Genomic DNA, 23636 nt, shown 5'->3' with positions numbered 1-23636 from the left:
CGCATACGACCTGCGTCAATCGCTTCAACCGGTGGCGCAAGGCCGGCGTATGGGACAGGCTTCTTCAGGCTGTTTCAAAGGCTTACGACGGCGATATCGTCATGATCGACTCGTCCTCGATCCGCGTCCATCAGCATGCTGCCAACACCCAAAAAAAGATGAGCGATCCCGTTGCATGGGTCGCTCGCGGGGCGGCCTGACCACCAAGATCCATGCCCTCGTCGATGCCGATGGATTGCCGATCACCTTCAAGCTTACGGAGGGCCAGGCGCATGATGGCAAGAGCGCCGAGGACATGCTCGAGGACCTGAATGACGGTCAGATCCTGCTCGCTGACCGCGCCTATGATTCAGATGCTGCAAGGAACAGGCTCGCCGCGCGCGGCGCATGGGCCAATATCAAACCCATGCCGAACCGCCAAAATGTTCCGGCCTTCAGCCCGTTCCTCTATCGCTATCGCAACCTCGTTGAGCGTTTCTTCAACAAGCTCAAACACTTTCGAGCTGTTGCCACGCGCTACGACAAACGCGCTGACAACTTCCTTGCCAGCGTCAAACTCGCTTCGTTCCGCATTTGGTGCAGACATAATGAGTCTATGACCTAGACTATGTCTCGTTGATTCCAGTCTGATGGGGTTAGCTGGAACCGCTACCTTCAGTTGCGGAAACCAAAGGGCGATGAGTCACACTCATCGCCCTTTGGTTTTTGATCTCAATTTTCGGTCCAGATTTGGCTCTGGAGCGCATAAACCGCTTGTTAATTCGCTTCCTGCCGCCGCAATTCGCTGATACGCGGCAGAATGCTCGCCAGAAACAAAGCAACGAAAATAATGCCGCCGCCGATCAGCACGAAATCATAATAGGAAAAGAAAGCGCCGCCTATCGTCACACCGGCCGTCCCTACCGAATACATTGCCAATGTGAGACCAATGAGGACGATGCGCAATTCTGTGGGACCAAGCGCGAGAAAGGTCAATCTGAAGGTGCCAGAAACCTGATTGTTCAAAAAAACATACATGCAGAGCATGTAATAGCCCGTCAGAGCGAAAAGCGCGCTATCCATGCGGACGTAATGCGTCGCGCCGAGGCTCATCATGATGATGAGATTGCAGACGGCATCCACGGAATGATCGAGAAAATAGCCATAACGCGGACGTTCGATCTTGCGAAAACGTGCGAGGCTGCCATCAAGAGAATCGCCGAACCAGTGAACGCCATAACCAAGAATGGCAAGCCACAGAAGAACCGGCGTCGCGTAACTGCCAATATAGCCGAGAAAAACGAAAACCGCTCCCAGAACGCCAAAAAGCGTCAGATGATCGGGCGTCACCCAGGATGGCAAACGCGGGCAAAGCCAGTTGAGTAGACGCCGTTCGGCCTGGGCCATGACATTGGTTTGAATGCGAACGGTCGATTTTACCCTGATTTCGGCATTGCCAGTAAGCGTTTCCGCCATTCCGTACTCCCTTCCTGTCTGGATAATGGGAAGAACGTCTCTCCTCGAATACCAAGCCCCCGATGCGGAGTCATGGAATGGACTGAGATTTTCGCAAAACCTTCAAGACGAAAATTTCAGACAGGATCACGAGCCGACATTCCTGCGGCCCGCGCTTTCACGGACATTTTCCCAGATCGTCCCTCTCCTAATCAAAAGGACGAAAAGTTTAATAAATCAGCTACAATCAAACCTAAGCAAAAATTACGCTTTAAACGACTTTCAGCCTTGTTTTCTTGACGCCGCACTTCAAACTTCCTGACGATATTTTACAAAGTTGCCGGGAAATCCGTTGCCGACGTCACTATTTGACCGCATAGGCTACCGAACCGGCCGTAGATGCCGTCGGCGAGATGATCGTCGCTGCTAGACCAAGCACTTTCTGAAGCTCGGTCGACGGCGAATTCGAGACATAGACGAGATCATTGTTGAACATCGGGAAATTCTGCGACAGCAGAAAGGCATTCGGGTCCGACATGTCGAGCCGATAAACCATCGGCATCATCCGTCCCGGCTGGATCAAAGTGCTGTCCGGCCGCAACCGCCGCGCGATATATTCAGGCTCATAGCGGAAGATGAAAACACCCGAGGCGTCGGAACGGTTATCGAGAAGACCGCCCATCTTGGCCAAGGCGCGCGCCAGACTGATCCCGGTCGTATCGAAAGGAATTTCCGCATTTCGGCCGGTCGCACCATAAGCAAGAATGACCTGCGGATTAGCGACGAGCGTCACGATATCGCCGGGCCGCATGTAAATATTCTCACGCGGATCGGCGACGACCTTGGAAAGTGGCAGCGATACCGTGGCGCGGCCGCGAGACAATTGCACGAAGGTGTCATGGACGGGCCCGCGAACGCCGCCCGCAGTCGCAATGACGTCGAGCAGCCGGTCACCTTTCACGGTGAGCGGCACGCGCGCACCGGCAACCACTTCTCCTGTGACCGTAACGCTATTGCTGACGGATCGGCTTACGGTCACCAGAGCCTGCGGCTCGATCGCCTTGCCGGTCAGAGCCTTTTCAATCCGTGTCTGGACATCGCGTGGCGTCTGTCCCTCGACCTTGATCCGGCCGGCGTAGGGAACGCTGATAGCACCGTCACGGCCAACCACCTGTTCGGGTATGGTAGCGTTCTTGGAGCCGGTGAAATGGTCGGTGGAAAGCGGCGGCGAGAAAAGACCGCCAGCACCCGCCTCATAGATGGAGACGGTCAGCGTATCGCCGACACCGATCAACGGCTCGGAGGAAGGACGATAGTCACCAAATCGCCCAACGAAACTATCTGGCACGCGATGCCGCAAAATCTCGATGACCGCCGACGAGACCTCGACCGTTTCATAACGCTGCAGGAGGGTGGAATCAGGCCCCGCCCCCACCTGCCGCTGAATCACTTCCTCCCCGGTCGGCCCCGCTTCCGGCATGTAATTACAGCCGGCGAGAAGCGTCAAAACCAGGAAATTCAGGGGGATATGAAAGCTTCTGGTCAAACCGTCCAACCAATTCGAAACTGTGCCTGAGCACATAGCACTTTCTCGCACTTTAGCGAGAAAGTTTGTTCGAATGCGCGCAAAATGTTCCAGACCCTGTGGCTCTCGCGCTACATGCTTAATACTTGATGCTTTCCAAGCCCCCCGTGTCCGGATAAAACGCGCAAATTCTTTCCATCGCTCTTGACCTCCCTGCGGAGAGCGATTGGATAATTTTGGAAATGGCTAATGACCGCTTCATATCAGGTCGCGCTGACCCCAACCTGACGGGATCAGCGAGGTCCGGCGGAAGGCCGCAGCCCCGCTGTCGCGGGGGCCAAATCTCAATGCCTCACACGCTCATCGAGATTTTGGTATCAATCAAAATAAGCTTCGCGAATAAATTAAAGGCGATCCATGAACCGATCTCGTCAAGCCGGCCTTTCTCTAAACGCACGCAAAGCGCTTCAGAACATTGTCGGTCGTCTGCAAGTCAACGATCCCACACCTGATCTCGCCTCACCCTTCGCCGCGCTGACGGATTTCTCGACGCTGCCTGCCTTCACTGAACTGAAGATGCAGCGGTCGATGGCGGATCTCGTCGATCTCGAAAACCCTTTCTTTCGCGTGCATGAGCGGCGCGCCGGCGCGACGACGCAGATCGAGGACCGCACGCTCTCCAATTTCTCGTCCTATGATTATCTCGGCTTGAACGGACATAAAGAGGTCGCCGAGGCGGCAAAGGAGGCCATCGACCTCTATGGTATTTCCGCTTCGGCGAGCCGGGTCGTCGCCGGTGAGCGGCCAATCCACCGCGCCCTGGAAAACAAACTCGCCGAACTTTACGGGCAGGATGCCTGCGCCGTCTTCGTCAGCGGCCACGCGACCAATATCTCGACGATCAGCACGATCATGGGCGCGAAGGACCTGGTGCTCTATGACAGCCTCGCGCATAATAGCATCGTGACAGGCGCGATTTATTCGGGCGCAGAACGGCGCGCCTTTCCGCATAATGATGCGGAAGCGCTCGACGCAATGCTGACGAGCCTACGGCCGCGTTACAAACGCGTGCTCATCGTAATCGAGGGCCTTTACAGCATGGACGGCGACATGCCGGACCTTGCCGCCTTCATCGCTGTCAAACAGCGCCACGCCGCCTGGCTGATGGTCGACGAGGCCCATGGGCTGGGCGTGCTCGGCAAGAATGGGCATGGTCTTCATGAATTTGCCGGCGTCGACCCGCGCGACGTCGACATATGGATGGGAACGCTCTCGAAAACCCTGTCCGGTTGCGGTGGTTATATTGCCGGCTGTTCTCCGCTGGTCGAGACCCTGAAATGCACCGCCGGCGGCTTCGTCTACAGCGTTGGCATGCCACCGGCCATCGCCGCCGCCTCTCTCAAGGCGCTTGAAATCATGCTCCGGGAACCGGAACGCGTGGAAAGGCTGCACCGCAACGGAACGCTTTTCCGTGATCTGGCCAAGGCCGCCGGCCTCGATACGGGTCTCAGCCTCGGCTACGCCGTCGTCCCGATCATCCTGCAAGATTCGCTCGTTGCCGTCGCCCTGGGACAAAAGCTCTTTGACCGCGGCATCAACGTCCAACCGATCATTCCACCAGCCGTGCCGGAAAAATCGTCGCGCCTGCGCTTCTTCATCACTGCAGACCACAATGAAGAACAAATCCGCGAGACGATCGATATCATCGCCGAGGAACGTAAGGCGATAGGCGACGGACGGTCCATCGTCAGCCGAGCGAAACGCTCCTGACGAGACAGCCTGCCTCCGCATGTAGGCAGGGCCGCGCTATCACCGCGAGAAAAGTAAGACCCAATTCCGGCGCGCATGATGATCGGGATTGGGTCATCAAAGCGCGGCCTCGATGGGTCCGCCAACGATAACACCAGTGAAACAGACGGATTTGCACCGTCGATACCATTGCAAACCGCAGCAACCTGGATCGTCCAACAGCCAGGCATGCGGCCAATCTTCCGAACATCTGCTCCGTTATCCCTGAGCATCAGCCAGACGGGTGCGCAGAACGAAAAAACGATCGAGATTGGACCATCGCTCACCAAGGGCCGGTCGTTCAAGCAAAAACGAGCCTGATAGCCGCGCAACGAGGTTCATTGACCTTATGAGTCTCTCCTTCATCGAAGGAGAAGCACATTTTCTGAACGCATCGAAATACAAATTCGCCTACAGGCTGTCAGGAATTGCCCCGCTTAGCCGATGCGTTTTGTCGCGAACCTTTACCATGCCCCACATGATCGAACCGAAACACCTGGCTTCAGGCATCTGCGTCAATCACGCTTCCGTCGAAATTTCTGAAAACATATCAAACTGATCAGAAGACATAATACTAAATACAGATGGATCATGCTCCTTAAGAATTTACATTCATGCCGCATATTTCGTTGCGTCGGATAAACGAATCCTGTATATGTATTTTTAATATATAACGAACTCGCGAACCGTTGAGTCAGCCTGTTCGGGTAACGCCTACTCAATCCCATCAAACGATAGAATTCGTTAACCTGTTCGAAGATTTTCCGAGCTGGAATGGAATGTATACAAAGCTTCGCTGTTGTCGCGAGCTGGATATGCAGGTGCGGGATGTTATTTGATTTCGATCATCGGAGCTTCGCTCCACCAAGGCCAAGCCTCCTTCTCACTGCGGATGACTGCGGACCGCCTGCCATATCATTCGAACATCCGGCGAACAAACCAATGATGTTTCAAAAATATGGCAGAGACTTCGACAATTTTTCTCAAATCTCCCTCACTAATCTGAAAATTGATTGATTGTTTCCATGATAACGCCACAGTCGAGCTCAAGATAAACCTGCCTTGAGCGTGGCCATATGCCAGCGGCCGCGAAAGGCGGCCGCTGATGCCCTTCCGAAGTTTTCCTCTTTCAAAAGACTGAAAATTTTGAAGCGCCTCAAAGGCCGAACTTCATGCGAACTGGTATCAAGACGGTGGGAAGTCCTATGAAGAAATCGCATTCCCTTCCAATTCTGCTTGCGCTCGCAATGGTGGGCACATCATCCAACCGAGCATTTTGCGATGGTCGTGATGAAAATGGCAATGTCGGTGCTACAAGCTACAAGACACTGCCATTTTCAAATGATGTCTTTCAGGGCAGTTTCGGAAGTACGGCTGGGTTGACGCCGGTCGTCCTCTACTATCAGTCGAATTCGAAATCGACCTATTATGATGTCAGCAATATGAATAACGCGAAATCCGCGGCGCAGGATCTCACCAGCCAAAACATCATTCCCTCGAGCAGCGCGCAACGCTGGGAAGATACCTACGCGGCGAGCTTTCCCTCGGGCACGTACACAAACGCTCCAAGCTACATCGCATCAGATGCGTCGACCCAGTCGAGCCAGCCGGAATATGCGGCCTGGCGTGATTTCATCACCAATCATCCACAATATTGGGATTTATCCCCCAATGGCAAACCAATGCCGGATAGTTCAGACTGGAACTCCTGGGGAGGCCAGTGGGGTCACATCAGCTTCCCAGTGCCGCTCGACGCGAAAGATTGTCCCTCTGACATGACAAGCTGCACCTACGGGGATCTGTTCGCTTATCAATGGGGTTTACCCGCTGCAAAGAGCGGCGCCTATGGCATCGCCCTATCCGATTTCGTCGATTCACAGCCCGGTTCCCCGGTCACCTACCAAGATTTCAATCCACGGATCATCGCAGCCTTCGCCACATGGGAAAACTCGAAGTATCCTAATACTTACCCCAATAATACTGTTCCAGGATCGACGACGATGGAACAGGCGACGAATATCATCAAATACAACTTTCTTCACTGGACCGATTTCTGGAGCGTGGGTTTCGGAAAATTCTTCCAGGCTTTGAACAAGCGGCTGGCGGCTGCGACGGGGCACGAAGCCCTGATCATCGACCAGGGCGGTTCGTATCAGGAATACAGGCGGCGTGTCGGCGTCGACCATCGCATCATCAAGAGCTACATTTCACCGAAAAACATCATCGTCAATTGGGACGCCAAGATCATCCAGAGCGATAGGCGCGGACCGATCTCGGCACCTCCTGTCCAAGACCAAGCCGGCTTCACCATCGCGGCGGCGAAAGAGCCTACAATCCGCAACGGCGCCGTCATCGAAGCTGAAAGCAATGATTATTACAATGCAATCGCTCAATTCTATCCGTCGCTGAATTCAAGTTCGCAAAAGGAAGTCGGGCAAAAACTTATCAAGCGCATCTGGCTCTACGCCGCCTGGTCGCATATCGCTGACCAGAATGGATTGGTACGGCGTACGCTGCCGGTCATTCAGCGCGATTACTGGGATGCTGGTTCTTTGACCTCTCTCGATCCGCTGACCACTCTGATAAAGACGATCTATCCGGCAAAAACATTCGGCGCAGCCGTTTATTATTCCGTCTCGGTAGAGCGTCTCACCGAGGCCTATTATGCTCCGAAAGTCGGAGCGAACGGCTACTTCGATTCAGACTACGTCACCGAAAGCGATATTGGCACGATCCTCGATGCCGGTGTTGGCGTGAATTATTTCGTTTCCGACGCAGCGATCTCCAAAATCACGACTAGTAACGGTGCCGCGCCCAGCGCCTGGATCGTTATCGACCGGCATAATTTTATGACCTCGAGTGAACGTCAGAAGCTCACTGCGATCGCACCGATCGTCTCTTCTGCCGCTGACGTTGCTTCACTGCCCAATCAGCCTCTCACCTTCTCAAACGGACTAACCGGATTCGGCTTCTATGATCAGAACGGTCGCCTGATCGTCGTCGTGAGCAATCCTTCGACACAAACGAATGCCTCGGCGATTTCCGGCACGATCAATCTCGGACAGATCGCCAACGGAACCTATAAGATGCAGAATCTGTTCACCAATGCGTCGTCTCAGATCACAGTGAGCAATGGGACAGCCAAGGTCCCCGTTTCTCTCTCCCGCTGGGATACCCAGGCTTACGTCATCACGAAATGACCACCGGTGAGGGTCAGTTCTTTGTAAATCGGAGAAACAAAAACCGGGCGCTGTTTTACACGGCGCCCGTTTTTTTGTTTCATTAGTGTATTCACAACTGGCGTAACCGCACCGGAGGCAGTCCCGCAATGACGGGTCATGCCCGACGCTTATCAGTTCAGACACCGCCTTTTCCAAGGGCATGTTTCACATAGGGCCATTCCAGGGTGAAGCGTCCGTCGAAAAACTTCAGCCGCCGGACGGGTTTGCCTTGCGCATCTTCCTCGAGAAGCGGCAGGCCGGCGCGCATCGTCTCCGCGATCTTGGGGGATAAAGCGGCCTCCACCGACATGCCGAATTCCGCCGTCACCTTGATGATCGTCTCAAAATAGGCGCCGTGTTTATGGTCGCATAGCGTCTCCACGGCCTTGTTGAGCTCATAGAGCCGCGCAAACAGACGTTCCTCTTCAAGCGTATAACGGCGAGGCATGGATTACGCCGCCTCTTTCATGGCGATGGATGCGAGTTTGCGTACCAGCTGTCTGGTGCCCTCGAGCCTGACGGCCGGATTAGCGAAATCGCGCGCGAATACAATCTTCATATCGGCCCGCACCTTGGCATCGGAACCCTGCTGCGTGACATAACGCACAAGCCCTTGCGGGTTGGCGAAGGCGTTGTCTCGGAAGCCAACAATGACGCCCTTCGGTCCCGCCTCGAGCTTTTCCACATGCGCCTTGCGGCAGAGAAGTTTAATGGCAACGAGCTGCATCAATTGCTCAACTTCCTTCGGCATTGGCCCGAAACGATCGATCATTTCGGCGGCAAAACTGTCGATTTCCGCCTCGCTCTCTATCGTCGAGAGGCGACGATAAAGCGTCAGACGCAATTGCAGATCGGGCACATACTCTTCCGGTATCGTCACAGGCGTTCCGAGCGTGATGATCGGCGACCACGTCTCGACAGGCGTTTCCGCACCGGATTTCAAGGCTTCGACCGCATCCTGCAACATCTGCTGATAAAGTTCGTAGCCGACTTCCTTGATATGGCCCGATTGCGCATCACCCAGAAGATTGCCGGCGCCGCGTATGTCAAGATCATGACTCGCGAGCTGGAAGCCGGCGCCCAATGTATCGAGCGATGACAGCACTTTCAGACGCCGCTCGGCCTGCGGTGTCAGTGTCTTGTCGGGCGGCACGGTAAACAGCGCGTATGCACGGATTTTCGATCGGCCGACACGGCCGCGCAGCTGATAGAGCGCGGCGAGGCCGAACATATCGGCGCGATGCACGATCAAAGTGTTGGCGGTCGGGATATCGAGGCCGGATTCGACGATCGCCGTCGAAAGCAGGACATCATATTTGCCTTCATAGAAGGCAGCCATCTTGTCTTCCAGCTCCCTCGCCGCCATCTGGCCATGCGCCACCACGAATTTCACTTCCGGCACATGTGTGCGCAGATAGGTTGCGACATCCTCGAGATCCTCGATCCGCGGTGCGACATAGAAGGTCTGGCCACCGCGATAACGCTCGCGCAACAGGGCTTCGCGCGCAAGAAGATCGTCGAAAGGCGCAATAAAGGTGCGCACGGCAAGACGGTCGACCGGTGGCGTGGCGATGATCGAAAGATCGCGCACGCCGGTCATTGCGAGTTGCAGCGTGCGCGGGATCGGCGTCGCGGACAATGTCAGAACATGCACCTCGGCGCGCAATTCCTTCAGCCGTTCCTTGTGCTTGACACCGAAATGCTGTTCTTCATCGATGATGACGAGGCCGAGATCCTTGAAGCTGATGCCCTTGCCGAGCACAGCATGAGTGCCAACGATAATATCGACATCGCCCGAAGCAATCCCGGCCTTGGCAGACTTGAGATCGGCCGCCGAAACCATACGTGACATTTGCGCCACCTTGATCGGCAGATGGGCGAAACGCGCCGAAAAATTCTTGTAATGCTGGCGCGCCAGCAAGGTGGTCGGCACAATGACGGCAACCTGTTTGCCATTTATGGCGCAGGCGAAAGCGGCGCGCAGCGCGACCTCGGTCTTGCCGAAACCGACGTCGCCGCACACAAGCCGGTCCATTGGCCTGCCGGAGGCGAGATCTTCCAGCACCGCATCGATGGTCGCCTGCTGGTCCTCGGTCTCCTCATAAGGGAAACCGGCGCAGAATTCCTCGTAAAGACCCTCGGGCGGAACGAGTTTCGGCGCCTCGCGTGTTGCACGTTCCGCCGCGACCTTGATCAAACCAGAAGCCATTTCGAGGATGTAGCGGCGCATGCGCGCCTTGCGCTTCTGCCAGGCCCCTCCCCCCAGACGGTCAAGCGCGACGTCGGATTCCTCCGACCCATAACGCGACAGGAGTTCGAGATTTTCGACCGGAAGAAATAATTTCGCGCCGTCGGCATAATGCAGTTCGAGACAATCATGACGCACACCGGCCGCCTCGATCGCCTGCAAACCGATGAAACGGCCGATTCCATGTTCGACATGAACCACGAGATCACCCGCCTGCAGCGAGGCGACCTCGCTCAGGAAATCCTGGGCGCGCCGCGCCTTGCGCCGCGTCTGGACGATCCTGTCGCCGAGAATATCCTGCTCGCCGATGACGGCCAGCCCTTCGGCCACGAAACCCTGTTCGAGACCAATGACGCCAAGCGCAACAGTCGTGGATTTCAGACCTTGCGCCTGCACATAGGAGGAGACGCTTTCGTGTTCCTTGAGCCCGTGGTCGGCGAGGACATGGCCGAGCCGTTCACGCGATCCATCGGTCCAGGCGGTGAGGATCACCCGCCTGCCCTCCGCCTGCAATGTCCTAATGTGCTCGATGGCGGCTTCGAATACATTGGCCTCCGGATCGGCGCGTTCGGTGGCGAAGCCACGGCCCGTCTTCGAACCCATATCAATGACCGGACCACGCGCGGCTTCCTGCGGCACAGCGAAGGGCGAGATGCGGACCACGCTGGCCGTGGAGAGCGCCTTTGCCCATTGTTCCGGTGTTTGATAGAGCGCATCCGGCGGCAACGGCTTGTAGGATGTATGCGCCGGATCGGCGTCATAGGCCGATTTCCGCGCGTCATAATAATCCCTGATCTGCGCGAGCCGTTGTTTCGCCGCTTCCTCGGCCTGCGGGTCGAGGACGATCGGCGCATTGCCTACGTAATCGAAGAGCGTGTCGAGATGATCATAGAACAAAGGCAACCAATGTTCGCAGCCCTGATGCCTGCGGCCTTCGCTGATCGTCTCATAGAGAGCATCGCCGCGTGTCTGCGCATTGAAACGCGCGACATAGGCCTGGCGGAAATGGCGGATCGTATTGGTGGTGAGCTGCACTTCACTCATCGGCACGAGATCGAGCGAACGCAATTGCCCGATTGTGCGCTGGGTTTCCGGATCGAAGCTGCGGATCGATTCCAGCGTGTCGCCGAAGAAATCGAGCCGCACCGGCTGCGTCATTCCCGGCGCATAGAGATCGACGATGCCGCCACGTACCGCATATTCGCCGGTGTCGCGCACCGTCGATGAACGGGTAAAACCGTTCGTTTCGAGCCAGGCGGAAAGGCCGTCGAGCGCGACGGCATTGCCGGGCGCAGCCGAAAAGGTACTGTCGGCGATGAAGGCATGCGGTGGCACGCGCTGCACGATCGCATTGACGGTGGTGGAAAGAATACGCGGGCGCTCCAGCGAGGAGCGGGAACGGGCGAGCCGCGCCAGCACCATCATCCGCTTCGCGGCGATCGCCGCATTGGGCGAGACCCGATCATAGGGCTGGCAATCCCAGGACGGCAGATCGAGAATTTCGATATCCGGCGCGGCGAAGCCGAGCGTCTCGGCGAAGGCGCGGGCGCGCGCACTGTCGCGCGCCACATGGACCAGCACCACGGAGCGCTCTTCACCGGCACGGGCGCAGGCATGGATCAGATCGGCGAGACAGAAGGCGTCATAACCGTCGGCGACGGAAGAAAGCGTCAGGGAGCCGCCCTTGGCAAGCTCGGCGACGGCGCGTTTGAAATCGGTCACGTTTCAAAAAACCGGAATAGGGCTCGAGTGCGAACTCATAAGGTTTCCGAATGATCCATTCAGAAACCAGATGCCTTCTGATGAAAACTTGCGGGTGCGGGCTCCCGAAGGGCCCTGCCGCCAAGCACTTCAGAGATGAATTGGACTCTGGTGCGTGTGAAAGGCAAGGATCTTGTGAAAGATCGGCCGGTCATATTCGCCTGGCAACGGCACTTCACCCGTGAGCCAGGTGAAAATGTCGCGATCGATGGCCTCCATCAAATACTCGAGATCGTCGAGTTCTGTATCGGAAAGACCGCTCAGCTGGGCATCGACGAAACCGCCGAGCAGGAGATCCATTTCCCGCATCCCGCGGTGCCAGGCGCGAAACTGGATGCGCCGGCGGCGAGCGTCGAGATTGGCGATCGGTTGCATGCCGGACATTCGGCTTCCTTTCAAGGCAATATCGGGCAGGCCCGATGCTTCAGGTCACAAATCCAAACGTAAAACTGAACTAGAGCAGTTCGGATGTTTCCGAACTGCTCTAGTTGAAAATGCTCTAGGCGCCCTCAAACCGCAAACCAAGGGGCATTTTCCGGCTGACGAGGCTCAGCTGCCTCGCGCAGGCCAAAGGATATTATCCGAAAAGACCAAGCCGATGCAGTGCTGGCAAGAACGAGGATGTAACGGCGAGAACTCTATCCCAAATGTGCGCAATTTCCCATGCACTTCCTGTCGGCTTCCGGGCACCATCCGCTCTAAAAGCATCAGGAGAAATCGCCGGTCACGTGCTGTTTTCCTGCGGAACAGGAATTTTTACACTGCAATGCAACTGCCAAGTTTATTGGGCGTTCCCTCATTGGTTGAACGCTTGGGAGCGCGAGCATGAGTGTTCTGGGACTTTTATGGATCGTTATCATTGGCTTTGTAGCGGGCTTCATCGCCCGCTGGGTCATGCCTGGGGAACATAAGCCGTCAGGTTTCATTCTCACCTGTCTGCTCGGCATCGCCGGTGCCTTTGTCTCGACGCAGATCGGACAGACTTTGGGCTGGTACCGGCTGGATCAGGGAGCGGGTTTTATCGGCGCGACGGTCGGCGCGATTATCGTTCTCGCAATCTGGGGCTATATCGCCAACCGGCTGAACCGGACGCCACCCGAACAAGGGGAACCGCGACGCTGGCTTTGAAACCGACACAGGCCTTTCCAGCTTTGCCTGGTTAGTGCCTTCAATCCGGCAGACATTGTATCGGCCAAATGGCGAGGTCCGATAAAGCTCAAGTCCAAGGTCGATTATGGCTTCAGCCACGCAAGGCTGCTTCAACGCCGGGTAATGTTGAAATCCTCAAAACGGCTGGCTTTCCCTAAAGCCGGCCGTTACGGCGTGAAAATGCGCCCGAAAACAATGCTCTGCAAGAAATCCCGGAGAAATCGCCCAGAAAAATTTCGCAATCAAATAATAGATAACAAAGCTTTGACAAAGCCGGCGCATCCTTTATACGCCGCAAGCGGACAGCGCCCGGCTGACGTGGCTCATTTCCCTCATTTCCAATCCCTTTAAGTTTGCACGGAGTCCGATGCCCCGTCTCGTTATGAAATTTGGCGGCACTTCGGTCGCGACGATCGACCGTATCCGCAATGTGGCGCGGCATGTGATCCGGGAACGCAAGGCAGGCTATGATATTGCCGTCGTCGTCTCGGCAATGTCTGGCAAGACGAATGAGCTCGTCGGATGGTGCCAGGAGGCGGCGTCTTTTTATGATCCCGCTGAATATGACGCTGTCGTCGCCTCGGGCGAGCAAGTCACCGCCGGCCTGCTGGCGATCGTCCTGCGCGACCTCGGCCTCCCCGCCAGATCCTGGCAGGGCTGGCAGGTGCCAATCCTGACCTCCGATGCCCATGCTTCCGCGCGGATCACATCCATCGACGGTACGAACCTTATCAACGGGTTTTCCGAGCGCGGCGAAATTGCGGTAGTCACTGGCTTCCAGGGCATTCACGCGCCGACTGGACGCATCACGACACTCGGGCGCGGAGGTTCCGATACGAGCGCGGTCGCGGTCGCGGCGGCGATCGGTGCCGAGCGCTGCGATATTTATACGGATGTCGACGGTGTGTATACGACCGATCCCCGTGTCGTACCCAAGGCGCGCCGTCTCGATAAGATCGCTTTCGAGGAAATGCTGGAAATGGCCTCCCTCGGCGCCAAGGTGCTGCAGGTGCGCTCCGTGGAACTCGCGATGCTGCATCGGGTCAAGACCTTCGTGAGGTCGAGCTTCGACGATCCGGAATCGCCGAAGCCCGGCACATTGATTTGCGATGAGGAGGATATCGTGGAACAACAAGTGGTCACGGGCATCGCTTTCCAGCGAGACGAGGCACAAATCACCTTGCGCCGCGTGGCCGATCATCCAGGAGTCGCGGCCGCGATCTTCGTGCCGTTGGCGGAAGCCAATATCAACGTCGATATGATCATCCAGGTGGCCTCCGACGATCACGCCACAGACATTACCTTCACGGTGCCCGGAACCGATTTCGAGCGTGCCAAGCAGGTTCTCACCAAGGCGCAGCCTCAGATCGGTTTCACCAATCTGCAAGGCACGGCAGACATGGTGAAGGTTTCGGCAATTGGCGTCGGCATGCGCAGCCATGCGGGTGTCGCCGCACGGGCCTTCAAGGCTCTCTCCGACAAGGGCATCAATATAAGGGCGATCACCACTTCGGAGATCAAATTTTCGATCCTCATCGAAGCACCCTATACCGAACTCGCGGTCCGCACACTGCACACGCTCTACGGACTTGACCAGCCATAGGCCATTTTGCGTGCACCGCAGCATATTCTCTTTGTTTTTACCCGCATTTCGTGCTTGCGGTCCGGAGTTTGCCTTGCTTAAACCGACCGAAGCAACGAAACGGCCCGGTCGCCACGACTGCCTCGCCAAAGCACCTCCGCCTTGTCGAAGCGCAAAATTCAAACAGAATGGGTGTTTTCAAAGGCGCCCATCTGATTAGCCTGCAAGGCTGGCTGACCGATGCCCCAATACGGGCCCTCCGGGGCTGAACAGGAAACGGCTATGTATGGCGCCCTCGGAGGCCCACGTCTGCTGTTGCGTCGGCTCCGCGAGGTCATGGCGGAATCGATCAGCCCGCAGGCTCAGCTCGACAAGATCGTCACCCATATTGCCGCCAATATGGTGGCTGAAGTCTGTTCGGTCTATGTGCTGCGCGCGGACGGCAGCCTCGAACTCTACGCCACGGAAGGTCTGAAGCCGGAAGCCGTGCATCTGACGATGCTGCGCTCGGGCGAGGGCCTCGTCGGCCGCATCGCCGAGACCGCCGAGCCGCTCGCGCTCGCCGATGCCCACCAGCATCCCTCCTTCCTCTACCGTCCGGAAACCGGCGAGGAAATCTATTCCTCCTTCCTCGGCGTTCCAATTCTGCGCGGTGGCAATACGCTCGGCGTTCTGGTCGTGCAGAACAAGGCGCGGCGCACCTATTCCGAAGAAGAGGTCGAGGCCCTTCAGACAACGGCGATGCTGCTCGCCGAGATGATCGCCTCGGGCCAGCTGCAATCTTTGGTTCCCCCCGGCCAGGATAGCGCGCTGCGGCGTCCCCTCGCCATCAAGGGGACCCCGGTCGCCGACGGGGTCGGCCTCGGGCGCGTCGTCCTGCACGAACCACGCATCATCGTCAAACAGCTCATTTCCGAAGATTCCAAGACGGAACTCGCGCGCCTCGACACGGCCATTGGCGCCCTGCGCGACTCGATCGATCGTCTGATCGAAAGCGGCAATATCGGTCCCGGCGAACATCGCGATGTTCTGGAAACCTATCGCATGTTTGCCCATGATCGCGGCTGGCTGCGCCGGCTGCGCGAGGCAGTCTCCAGCGGGCTCACCGCCGAAGCCGCCGTGGAACGGGTGCAGAGCGATGCCCGCGCCAAGCTGCAAAGGCGGACCGAGCCCTATCTGCGCGAGCGCCTCCATGATCTCGACGATCTCGCCAACCGGCTCCTGCATCAACTGACCGGTCAGGATTTCGTGCCGGAACATGCCAATCTGCCGGACCATGCGATCGTCATCGCCCGCACCATGGGTCCCGCGGCTTTGCTCGAATATGATCGCACCAAGCTGCGTGGCCTGATCCTGGAGGACGGCGGCGCGGCCAGCCATGTGGCGATCGTCGCGCGCGCGCTCGGCATCGCCATGGTGGGCGATGTCGCCAATATTATCGACTTTGTCGAACCCGGGGATCCCTGCATCATCGACGGCAGTACCGGCGACGTGCATGTACGGCCCCCGCACGATATCGAACATGCCTATGCGGAAAAAGCCAGGCTGCGCGCGAAAAGGCAGGAGCAATATCATAAATTGCGCTCTGTGCCGGCGGTCACCCAGGATGGTGTCGCGGTCAATCTGCACATGAACGCCGGCCTGCTCGTCGATCTCCAGCATGTGGAGGAAACCGGCGCTCTGTCAGTTGGCCTGTTCCGCACCGAATTGCAGTTCATGATCGCGGAACGCTTTCCGCGCCTCGATGAACAGGAAGAGCTCTATCGGGCCGCCTTAGCGATGACCGGCGAAAGGCCGATCACTTTCCGCACGCTGGATATCGGTTCCGACAAGGTGCTGCCTTATATGGCGCAGGTCCAGGAGGAGAACCCGGCGCTTGGCTGGCGCGCGATCCGCATCGGGCTCGACAGGCCGGTGCTCCTGCGCTCCCAGTTACGGGCGCTGTTGCGGGCTGCCTCAGGGCGTCCGCTGCGCATCATGTTTCCGATGGTGGCCATGGTCGAGGAATTCGACCGCGCCAAGGCCATGCTCGCGCGTGAATTGCTGCACCAGACACGCCATAATCACCTGCTGCCGTCGAAACTCGAACTCGGCGTCATGGTGGAAGTCCCCTCGCTCCTTTGGCAGCTCGATGAACTCTGCCCCAAGATCGATTTTCTTTCGGTCGGCTCCAACGATCTCATCCAATATCTTTTCGCCGCCGACCGGGACAACAAGCGCGTTGCCAATCGATTCGATTGCCTTTCGACACCGGCGCTGCGGGCTTTGAAACTGATTGTCGACAAGGCCAGGCTCCATGGCACCGACGTCGCGCTTTGCGGTGAAATGGGTGGCCGCCCGATCGAGGCCATGGCGCTTCTGGGGCTCGGCTATCGCGCCTTCTCCATGTCGGCCACCGCGATCGGTCCCATCAAAGCGATGACGCTGGCGCTTGACCTCGGCAAGCTCGAAACCCGCATGCAGGAATGGCTGGAGGACAGAGAAATCGGTGTCGGCTCGCTGCGTGACCGGCTGCTTGCCTTCGCTAGGGAAGAATCCATTCCCCTCTGAGCGGGAGCGAGTCTCTATGAGAGATCCTCGTCGAGACCTGCGATAAGACTTGATCTTTCGGACATGTTTCCCAAAACAGATCAATCATTCGTTTTCCTTTGTTATTTTCCTTGCAGACGCCATGCTCCCCCAAGAAAAGCTCGATCTCATTTTGCGCCGCCACGAGGAAATTTCCGCTCGTCTGACGGAAAATCCGGATGCAGCGACCTTTGTTTCCCTGTCGCGCGAATTGGCCGGGCTCGAGGAAGTGACACAGGCCATTCGCTCCTATCGCGATGAGAGCGCGGAAGTGGCTGGCATGGAAGCATTGCTGGACGACCCTTCCGTCGAGCCGGAGTTGCAATCGCTGGCGGAGGAAGAACTGCACGACGCGCGCGAGCGGCTGGCGGTGCTAGAGCAGCAATTACGGATCGCCCTTCTGCCGAAGGATGCCGACGACGAAAAAAGCGCCATTCTCGAAATACGCGGCGGAACCGGCGGCGATGAAGCCGCCCTCTTCGCCGGTGATCTCTTCCGTATGTATCAGCGTTATGCGGAATCCAAAGGCTGGTCGGTTGAAATTCTGTCGAGCAGCGAAGGAACGGCTGGCGGCTTCAAGGAAATCATCGCCGAAATTTCCGGACGCGGCGTCTTCGCGCGGTTGAAATTCGAATCCGGAACGCACCGCGTCCAGCGCGTTCCCGACACGGAGACACAGGGCCGCATCCATACTTCCGCGGCAACCGTCGCCGTGCTTCCAGAGGCCGAGGATGTCGATGTCGATATCAATGAAGCCGATTTGAAGATCGACACGATGCGCGCCCAGGGGGCTGGCGGACAACATGTGAACAAGACCGAATCGGCGATCCGCATTACCCATATCCCGACCGGCACCGTCATATTCGTGCAGGAGGAGCGCTCCCAGCACAAGAACAGGGCACGCGCCATGGCGCTCCTGCGCTCGCGCATCTATGATGCCAAAAGGCAAAAGCTGGATGCCGAGCGGGCGGCTGACCGCAAGGCGCAGGTCGGCTCGGGTGACCGGTCGGAACGCATCCGCACTTATAATTTCCCGCAAGGACGCCTGACCGATCACCGCATCAATCTCACGCTCTATAAGCTCGACAAGGTGATTACGGGTGAGGCTCTCGACGAAGTGATCGACGCCCTGATCACCGATCATCAGGCGGCCCAGCTCGCGGCGAACGAAGAATCATAGCATCGCTTGCGCCAGCTTCGTCTTCATGGCCGAGGAAACGGCAATCATTCCAAGCTTTTGCCGTCTCTGACTGTGAAGACATTTTCACGATTCTGCCGGCGCCCGTCATCCAGCATGAGCCGGAGGGAGGCTGTTTCGCCTGCGCGCCACCCTCCACGGCAAAGCTTCAGGGGAACCAAAGCGCGGATCAAGAATTAGGTGGCGGACATTGCAGGAAGGACTTGCGTTCCCTCGCCTGCCTCACCGACATTTTGCTCATGCCGGCAAAAGCGGTCTTCACCGCATCCTTCGCGGGCCAGATGGCCTGTCCTCGCCGGTTTCTGCCCAGCTTACGAAGGCACCTTTCATGCTCATTCGGTACGGCTACGAATTATCGTTCAATTGTCCTCAGCCGACGCTTATGCTCTGCCTTCTTGACGCGCATCCCGAGCGTTCGCAAGAGATCCGCTACGAAGTCGCGCCGAGTTTCCATCCGCCCGTTGCGTCAATAATTTACACGGATTCCTTCGGCAATTATGTGCGGAAATTTATTGCGCCTCCCGGCGACATCATGATGACGGCCGATGCCGTCATCGAAGATAGTGGTTTGCCGGATCCCCTCGTGCTCGACGCGCAGGAAGTCCCACTCGAAGATGTTCCCAATGACTATCTGATTTTTCTCCTGGGCAGTCGTTATTGCGAAACCGACAAACTTAACAATATCGCCTGGGATTTGTTCGGCTCGACGCCACGGGGCTGGCAACGGGTACAGGCCATCTGTGATTTCGTCTGCGATCACCTGACATTCGGCTATGAATATGCGCGGGCCACGCGCACCGCCTTCGAGGCTTTCGAAGAGCGCCGTGGCGTCTGCCGTGATTTCGCGCATCTCGCTGTCACCTTCTGCCGCTGCATGAATATCCCCGCCCGCTACGCCAACGGGTTTCTTGGTGACATCGGCGTACCGCCTGATCCCGCGCCAATGGATTATAATGCCTGGTTCGAAGTGTTCCTGGATGGCAGGTGGTTCACCTTCGACGCCCGGCATAATATTCCACGGATCGGCCGCATCACAGTCGCGCGCGGACGCGACGCCACGGATATTCCTCTTGCCACCTCGTTCGGGCCCCATCAGCTGACAAGGTTCAAGGTATGGACGGAAGAAGTCACCGAAGAAGATTTGCAGCAAATACTTCGCCGGAGCGCATAAACGCCGAAAATACGCTCCGGCGACAATTCCAGAGCGCCACGTCGCCTCTCTCACAGGGTGATGCGAAACTGACCTATACGTAATTTTTTGGAAACTTGACGGCAGATTTCAATTAAGCGCAATGTCGTTCCCGTATGGCATCCGAAAGCGCTCTTTTCGGGTGCAATGCATTGGCAAAGAGGCAGCGGCCGTCCGTCGGCGCCGGGCTTCCATCCATCGGGAAACACCATGCTCGGTAACGCGGCCAGATATGGAAAGCCACGCCCTGTCGCTCCAAAAATTGGTTTAGCCCTCGCCCTAGCGGCATGCTTGGGCGGATGCGCACGCGACATGGAGGGCTTTTTGACACCCGTCGCGGCTTCGGTGCCCGGAACGAGCCATGTCGACCTCCTGGTCGTCACAACACGACTGCCGACGAAGGCCCCAGGTGTCCTCTTCTCCGGTGCGCGCGCACCCAAAGCCTCTTTCGCGGATATTACGATTTCGATCCCGCCGGACAGTAACCGGCAAATTGGTGAGGTCCAGTGGCCACGCACACAGCCCGGCAATCCGTTGACGGATTTTGTCGCAGTGCGGACCGATATCGTCGATCGCGACACGGCCATACGTCATCTTCACGAGTCGATCGTGCGTACACACAGACGGCATGTACTCCTCTTCGTACATGGGTTTAACAACAAATTCGATGATGCCGTGTTCCGCTTCGCTCAAATCATTCATGATTCGAACGCGCAAGTCACACCAGTACTGTTCACATGGCCGTCGCGCGGCAGCATTCTCGCCTATGGCTATGATCGTGAAAGCGCCAATTTCTCCCGTACGGCGCTTGAGGACACGCTGCGTTTCCTCGCCAAGGATCCTGATGTCCAGGAAGTGTCCATCCTTGCCCATTCAATGGGGAATTGGGTAGCGCTTGAAGCCCTGCGCCAGATGGCCATTCGCGACGGTCGCATTGCCCCGAAGATCCGCAATGTTCTGCTCGCATCTCCGGATGTTGATGTCGACAATGCGCGGGAACAGATCAACGATATGGGCCCCAATCGCCCCCGTTTCGTTCTTTTCGTTGCGCAGAACGATCACGCACTCCAGGTCAGCCAGCGCATATGGGGTGGCCCGCGCCTCGGCGCGGTCAATCCCGACGTCGAGCCCATGCATAGTACGCTGGAGCAAGAACGGATCAAGGTCGTCAATATGACTGATATAAAGTCATCGGATCCGCTCAATCACGGTACGTTCGCACAGGATCCTGAAATCGTGCAATTGATCGGCACCCGCATCCTGCAAGGTCAGACGATTTCGGATTCACGCGCCGGACTTGGTGATCTGATCATTGAGCGGGCAACCGATGCCGCGACGTCAGTCGGCACGGTGGCAGGTCTCGCCGTTTCAGCGCCGGTCGCAGTCATCGATCCCGCAACGCGGGAACATTATGGCGACCAGATCAATGCGCTCGGGGAACATATTGGCGATACGATGAAGCCACAATGACGCATGCCGGAATTAGCATGAAACCTCTTTTTGATCGCGGAGGTTTCCAATCCAGAAATACGAATGGAAAAACGCTGAAGCGGTGTCACCACTTCAGCGTCTTGCTTTTCCGAGAGCATGTTAATTGGAAAACGTGCTATCCAATCATCATTCGTCATCGTTCATCGGCGCCAAATCCGAGGAACGGACATTGGTGACCTGCTGCGCCGGCGCATTGTCGGCGACAGTGCCGCCAAAACCATCGCGCTGATAGATGTCTTCACGGAACTGCACCAGCCCATCCGGCGCTGCCCAAGCGGTGACATAAACCCAATAAACCGGAATCGAGGAGGCGATTTTCACATCGATACGCTGGCCGGAACGGATGGCTTCGTCGACATGCGCACGATCCCAACCAGGTGTATCCTTGAGCAGCCATGTCACATAATCGCGGACATTCTGCACACGCATACAACCCGAGGAGACGAAGCGATCATCATCTCCAAAAACACCCTTTTCCGGCGTATCATGCATGTAAACGCCATAGGGATTGGCGATATTGATGCGCACCACACCGAGCGAATTGATGTCTCCGCCAGGATCCTGGCGGAATTTGTAATTCGTCGCTTCGAGCGAATTCCAGTTGACCTGGCTCGCCTGTAATTCCTGACCGTCTTTATTGAAGATGCGGATCTTGTGATCGCTGAGATAATTCGGATCCTTCTGCATGCGCGGGATCAGATCCTTGCGGATGATCGAGGCCGGCACGGTCCAGTAAGGATTGAAGTTGATGTCGAGCGCTCTGGTCATCATGACCGGCGATTGCCGGTCTATCTTGCCGACGCCGGCATTGTGATGGGTGGCCACGACGCCATTTTCCACCGTCTCGACCGCCTGCGCCGGAATATTGGCCATGACGAAGCGTTCACCGAGATTGCCGCTATAGGAACGCAGCCGCACGAGATTGACTTCGAGCTGATGCAGCCGGACATCGGCCGGCACATTCATGGCGGCAAGCGTCTCGCGATTGACGATACCAGTCTGCGTCAGGCCATGACGTGCCTGGAAATGCCGGACGCCGGCATCGACATAGGAATCGAAAACCGTCGACGTTCCCGCCGAGCCGTCGAGGTCACCGGTCAGAATCAGCCGTTTGCGCAATTCCCCAACGGCGGGGCTTGCCGAGCCGAGTTTCAGCGTCGCACCACCAGGGACACGGTTCCACCCGCCCCGCGCAACAATACCGCGATAGGCTTCAATCGCCTGTTCCGTGGCATTCAGCGTCTGCGTGGAAAGCACCGGTACATTGGACCGCGACACCGCCAGATTGGCATCCATATCATAGCGTTGCGCCCATTCGGCCTGATCGAAACCAGCAGCGACGGCTAAAGTGGCGGCGGAAGCCTGGGCCACGCAAAGACCCAAAATCACGAGAATGTTACGTTTGCCATGCATTGCCGTCACCGGATCTTTCCGTGCCAGGGACCGGCAAAAGGACTGGAAGGTCGCGGGAGAGAATAAAGCCTTCGTCACCTTGAACTCCAATTCGTAGAATTCCGGTTCAGGAACTCCATTAACGGATGCATGCTCGAAGTGCATAGCGAATGGCCTGCAAACGAACGAACCGACCTTGAATGAAGCCGGAAGAGCCGTTTCCGGTCTCTGTCCACATGCCTCGGATTAAATTGGCGACCCTGCACGGATGCCGTGGCAGGACAGACGCACACGATTTTATTAGCCCAATTTCGAATGCAAGCGTTTGGACCACAGAAAGAGGCCTGGAGCACCTTCGATTCGTCAAGAACCTTGATGCACCACCAATCGCCTGAACAGACCCTGATTGTACCCGAGCAGATCGGAAAATTCCAAACCTGCTCAAGGATTGCGATACCAATCGGCTGCCCCGCGCGGCGATGGCAATCCGGTCCAATCCGTAGAGCATGTCCGGATGTTTCCGAACTGCTCCACCTGAAAAGTTAGTGCATTTTCAACGGAATGAAATCGCTAAGCGATTCACCGGGATCGGAAAATGCTCTAGTCCTCATCAGAACCAGCTATGGGAACAACCATCTGCTTCAATGTGAGGCTGCGACACAATGCATCTTCGAGCTGCAAATATCGACGTCGGGCCCTCCCTTCATCAGGAGTATCCATGAGCCCGGGACCCTGCTGACACCATCAGCTCTTTAAATTCGGGATGGTTAATAAAAACCATCCGAGTTCCAATCAAGTCTTATCATCACAAAGGTTAAAAAGGAACGAATAGAGCGGCAAATTTGTGACATCGGCACCTTCGTGACGCGAGTCCCAATGTGACTGGGACATCGCTCAACAAGCATCCAGCAGCAACCTTAGCTGTAAACCTTTTTTCCTTGTCCCATCCGCCGGAATGCGGTGATGGCCGCCGATGGAACTGCCCCCACCCCAAAACAGCCTTGCGCGGAGAAAGCCGCGATTGATTTTACTATCTAAAAGCAAAATCAATGCTGCCCAAATTTAGAAGTGTAAGCAAATTTTGGAGAGC

General features: G+C 56.9%; 14 protein-coding genes and 1 pseudogene. 9 read left to right on the top strand and 6 right to left on the bottom strand.

From position 1 onward, the window contains the following. Nucleotides 1-604: pseudogene (locus tag DL88_RS06770) on the top strand (IS5 family transposase); the annotation flags it as partial. Nucleotides 605-756: 152 nt separating this feature from the next. Here DL88_RS06770 and DL88_RS06765 read toward each other — a convergent pair. Both DL88_RS06765 and DL88_RS06760 read right to left on the bottom strand, forming a co-directional pair. Beyond that, nucleotides 757-1455 (bottom strand): CDP-alcohol phosphatidyltransferase family protein, encoded by a 699-nt coding sequence (locus DL88_RS06765; RefSeq protein WP_051955673.1) that lies wholly within the window; start codon nucleotides 1453-1455, stop codon nucleotides 757-759. A 343-nt stretch (nucleotides 1456-1798) separates the two neighbouring features. Beyond that, on the bottom strand, nucleotides 1799-2914 hold the full coding sequence (locus DL88_RS06760; RefSeq protein WP_051955685.1) for a polysaccharide biosynthesis/export family protein: 1116 nt from the start codon (nucleotides 2912-2914) through the stop codon (nucleotides 1799-1801). A 462-nt stretch (nucleotides 2915-3376) separates the two neighbouring features. Between DL88_RS06760 and DL88_RS06755 the strand changes: the two genes are divergently transcribed. Together DL88_RS06755 and DL88_RS06740 are read left to right on the top strand one after the other, a co-directional pair. Then, nucleotides 3377-4729 carry an aminotransferase class I/II-fold pyridoxal phosphate-dependent enzyme gene (locus tag DL88_RS06755; RefSeq protein WP_034993643.1) on the top strand — a complete coding sequence of 451 codons (1353 nt, stop codon included), beginning with the start codon at nucleotides 3377-3379 and terminating at the stop codon, nucleotides 4727-4729. Between the two features lie 1223 nt (nucleotides 4730-5952). Then, nucleotides 5953-7947, top strand: a complete 1995-nt coding sequence (locus DL88_RS06740; RefSeq protein WP_034993635.1) for a hypothetical protein — start codon at nucleotides 5953-5955, stop codon at nucleotides 7945-7947. Nucleotides 7948-8104: 157 nt separating this feature from the next. On the opposite strand, the gene DL88_RS06735 is transcribed toward DL88_RS06740, so the two are convergent. The 3 genes from DL88_RS06735 to DL88_RS06725 all read right to left on the bottom strand — a co-directional run bounded on the left by DL88_RS06735 (nucleotide 8105) and on the right by DL88_RS06725 (nucleotide 12361). After that, nucleotides 8105-8416: a hypothetical protein gene (locus DL88_RS06735; RefSeq protein WP_034993634.1), complete on the bottom strand. Its 312-nt coding sequence runs from the start codon at nucleotides 8414-8416 to the stop codon at nucleotides 8105-8107. A gap of 3 nt (nucleotides 8417-8419) precedes the next feature. Continuing rightward, complete coding sequence (gene mfd / locus DL88_RS06730) at nucleotides 8420-11938, bottom strand: transcription-repair coupling factor (protein ID WP_034993632.1); 3519 nt, start codon at nucleotides 11936-11938, stop codon at nucleotides 8420-8422. A 129-nt stretch (nucleotides 11939-12067) separates the two neighbouring features. Next, entirely contained in the window at nucleotides 12068-12361 is a 294-nt protein-coding gene (locus DL88_RS06725) for an FAD assembly factor SdhE (RefSeq protein ID WP_034993627.1), read from the bottom strand. Between the two features lie 441 nt (nucleotides 12362-12802). Between DL88_RS06725 and DL88_RS06720 the strand changes: the two genes are divergently transcribed. The 6 genes from DL88_RS06720 to DL88_RS06695 all read left to right on the top strand — a co-directional run bounded on the left by DL88_RS06720 (nucleotide 12803) and on the right by DL88_RS06695 (nucleotide 21133). Further along, on the top strand, nucleotides 12803-13105 hold the full coding sequence (locus DL88_RS06720; RefSeq protein WP_370736386.1) for a GlsB/YeaQ/YmgE family stress response membrane protein: 303 nt from the start codon (nucleotides 12803-12805) through the stop codon (nucleotides 13103-13105). 388 nt (nucleotides 13106-13493) lie between these two features. After that, nucleotides 13494-14729 (top strand): aspartate kinase, encoded by a 1236-nt coding sequence (locus DL88_RS06715; protein WP_034993625.1) that lies wholly within the window; start codon nucleotides 13494-13496, stop codon nucleotides 14727-14729. A gap of 261 nt (nucleotides 14730-14990) precedes the next feature. Further along, complete coding sequence (ptsP, locus tag DL88_RS06710; RefSeq protein WP_034993624.1) at nucleotides 14991-17258, top strand: phosphoenolpyruvate--protein phosphotransferase; 2268 nt, start codon at nucleotides 14991-14993, stop codon at nucleotides 17256-17258. 121 nt (nucleotides 17259-17379) lie between these two features. Then, nucleotides 17380-18456 carry a peptide chain release factor 1 gene (prfA, locus tag DL88_RS06705; RefSeq protein WP_034993854.1) on the top strand — a complete coding sequence of 359 codons (1077 nt, stop codon included), beginning with the start codon at nucleotides 17380-17382 and terminating at the stop codon, nucleotides 18454-18456. A 346-nt stretch (nucleotides 18457-18802) separates the two neighbouring features. After that, nucleotides 18803-19645, top strand: coding sequence for a transglutaminase-like domain-containing protein (locus DL88_RS06700; RefSeq protein ID WP_034993851.1), 843 nt, complete (start codon nucleotides 18803-18805; stop codon nucleotides 19643-19645). 330 nt (nucleotides 19646-19975) lie between these two features. Further along, complete coding sequence (locus tag DL88_RS06695; RefSeq protein WP_245270658.1) at nucleotides 19976-21133, top strand: alpha/beta hydrolase; 1158 nt, start codon at nucleotides 19976-19978, stop codon at nucleotides 21131-21133. A 147-nt stretch (nucleotides 21134-21280) separates the two neighbouring features. Here DL88_RS06695 and DL88_RS06690 read toward each other — a convergent pair whose 3' ends face one another. Then, nucleotides 21281-22567, bottom strand: coding sequence for a L,D-transpeptidase family protein (locus tag DL88_RS06690; protein WP_034993848.1), 1287 nt, complete (start codon nucleotides 22565-22567; stop codon nucleotides 21281-21283). Between the last annotated feature and the right edge of the window lie 1069 nt (nucleotides 22568-23636).

Origin of the sequence: Beijerinckia mobilis, from assembly GCF_000745425.1 — a bacterium.
GTDB lineage: Bacteria > Pseudomonadota > Alphaproteobacteria > Rhizobiales > Beijerinckiaceae > Beijerinckia > Beijerinckia mobilis.
Note: the sequence above shows the minus strand (reverse complement) of the source record. Positions and strands in the feature narration are given on the sequence as shown.

Excerpts from the sequence above, each read along its gene's own strand:
- DL88_RS06765 (WP_051955673.1), bottom strand. The coding sequence starts at position 1,455 with ATGGCGGAAACGCTTACTGGCAATGCCGAAATCAGGGTAAAATCGACC.
- DL88_RS06760 (WP_051955685.1), bottom strand. The coding sequence starts at position 2,914 with ATGCCGGAAGCGGGGCCGACCGGGGAGGAAGTGATTCAGCGGCAGGTG.
- DL88_RS06755 (WP_034993643.1), top strand. The coding sequence starts at position 3,377 with ATGAACCGATCTCGTCAAGCCGGCCTTTCTCTAAACGCACGCAAAGCG.
- DL88_RS06740 (WP_034993635.1), top strand. The coding sequence starts at position 5,953 with ATGAAGAAATCGCATTCCCTTCCAATTCTGCTTGCGCTCGCAATGGTG.
- DL88_RS06735 (WP_034993634.1), bottom strand. The coding sequence starts at position 8,416 with ATGCCTCGCCGTTATACGCTTGAAGAGGAACGTCTGTTTGCGCGGCTC.
- DL88_RS06725 (WP_034993627.1), bottom strand. The coding sequence starts at position 12,361 with ATGTCCGGCATGCAACCGATCGCCAATCTCGACGCTCGCCGCCGGCGC.
- DL88_RS06720 (WP_370736386.1), top strand. The coding sequence starts at position 12,803 with ATGAGTGTTCTGGGACTTTTATGGATCGTTATCATTGGCTTTGTAGCG.
- DL88_RS06715 (WP_034993625.1), top strand. The coding sequence starts at position 13,494 with ATGCCCCGTCTCGTTATGAAATTTGGCGGCACTTCGGTCGCGACGATC.
- ptsP (WP_034993624.1), top strand. The coding sequence starts at position 14,991 with ATGTATGGCGCCCTCGGAGGCCCACGTCTGCTGTTGCGTCGGCTCCGC.
- prfA (WP_034993854.1), top strand. The coding sequence starts at position 17,380 with ATGCTCCCCCAAGAAAAGCTCGATCTCATTTTGCGCCGCCACGAGGAA.
- DL88_RS06700 (WP_034993851.1), top strand. The coding sequence starts at position 18,803 with ATGCTCATTCGGTACGGCTACGAATTATCGTTCAATTGTCCTCAGCCG.
- DL88_RS06695 (WP_245270658.1), top strand. The coding sequence starts at position 19,976 with ATGGAGGGCTTTTTGACACCCGTCGCGGCTTCGGTGCCCGGAACGAGC.
- DL88_RS06690 (WP_034993848.1), bottom strand. The coding sequence starts at position 22,567 with ATGCATGGCAAACGTAACATTCTCGTGATTTTGGGTCTTTGCGTGGCC.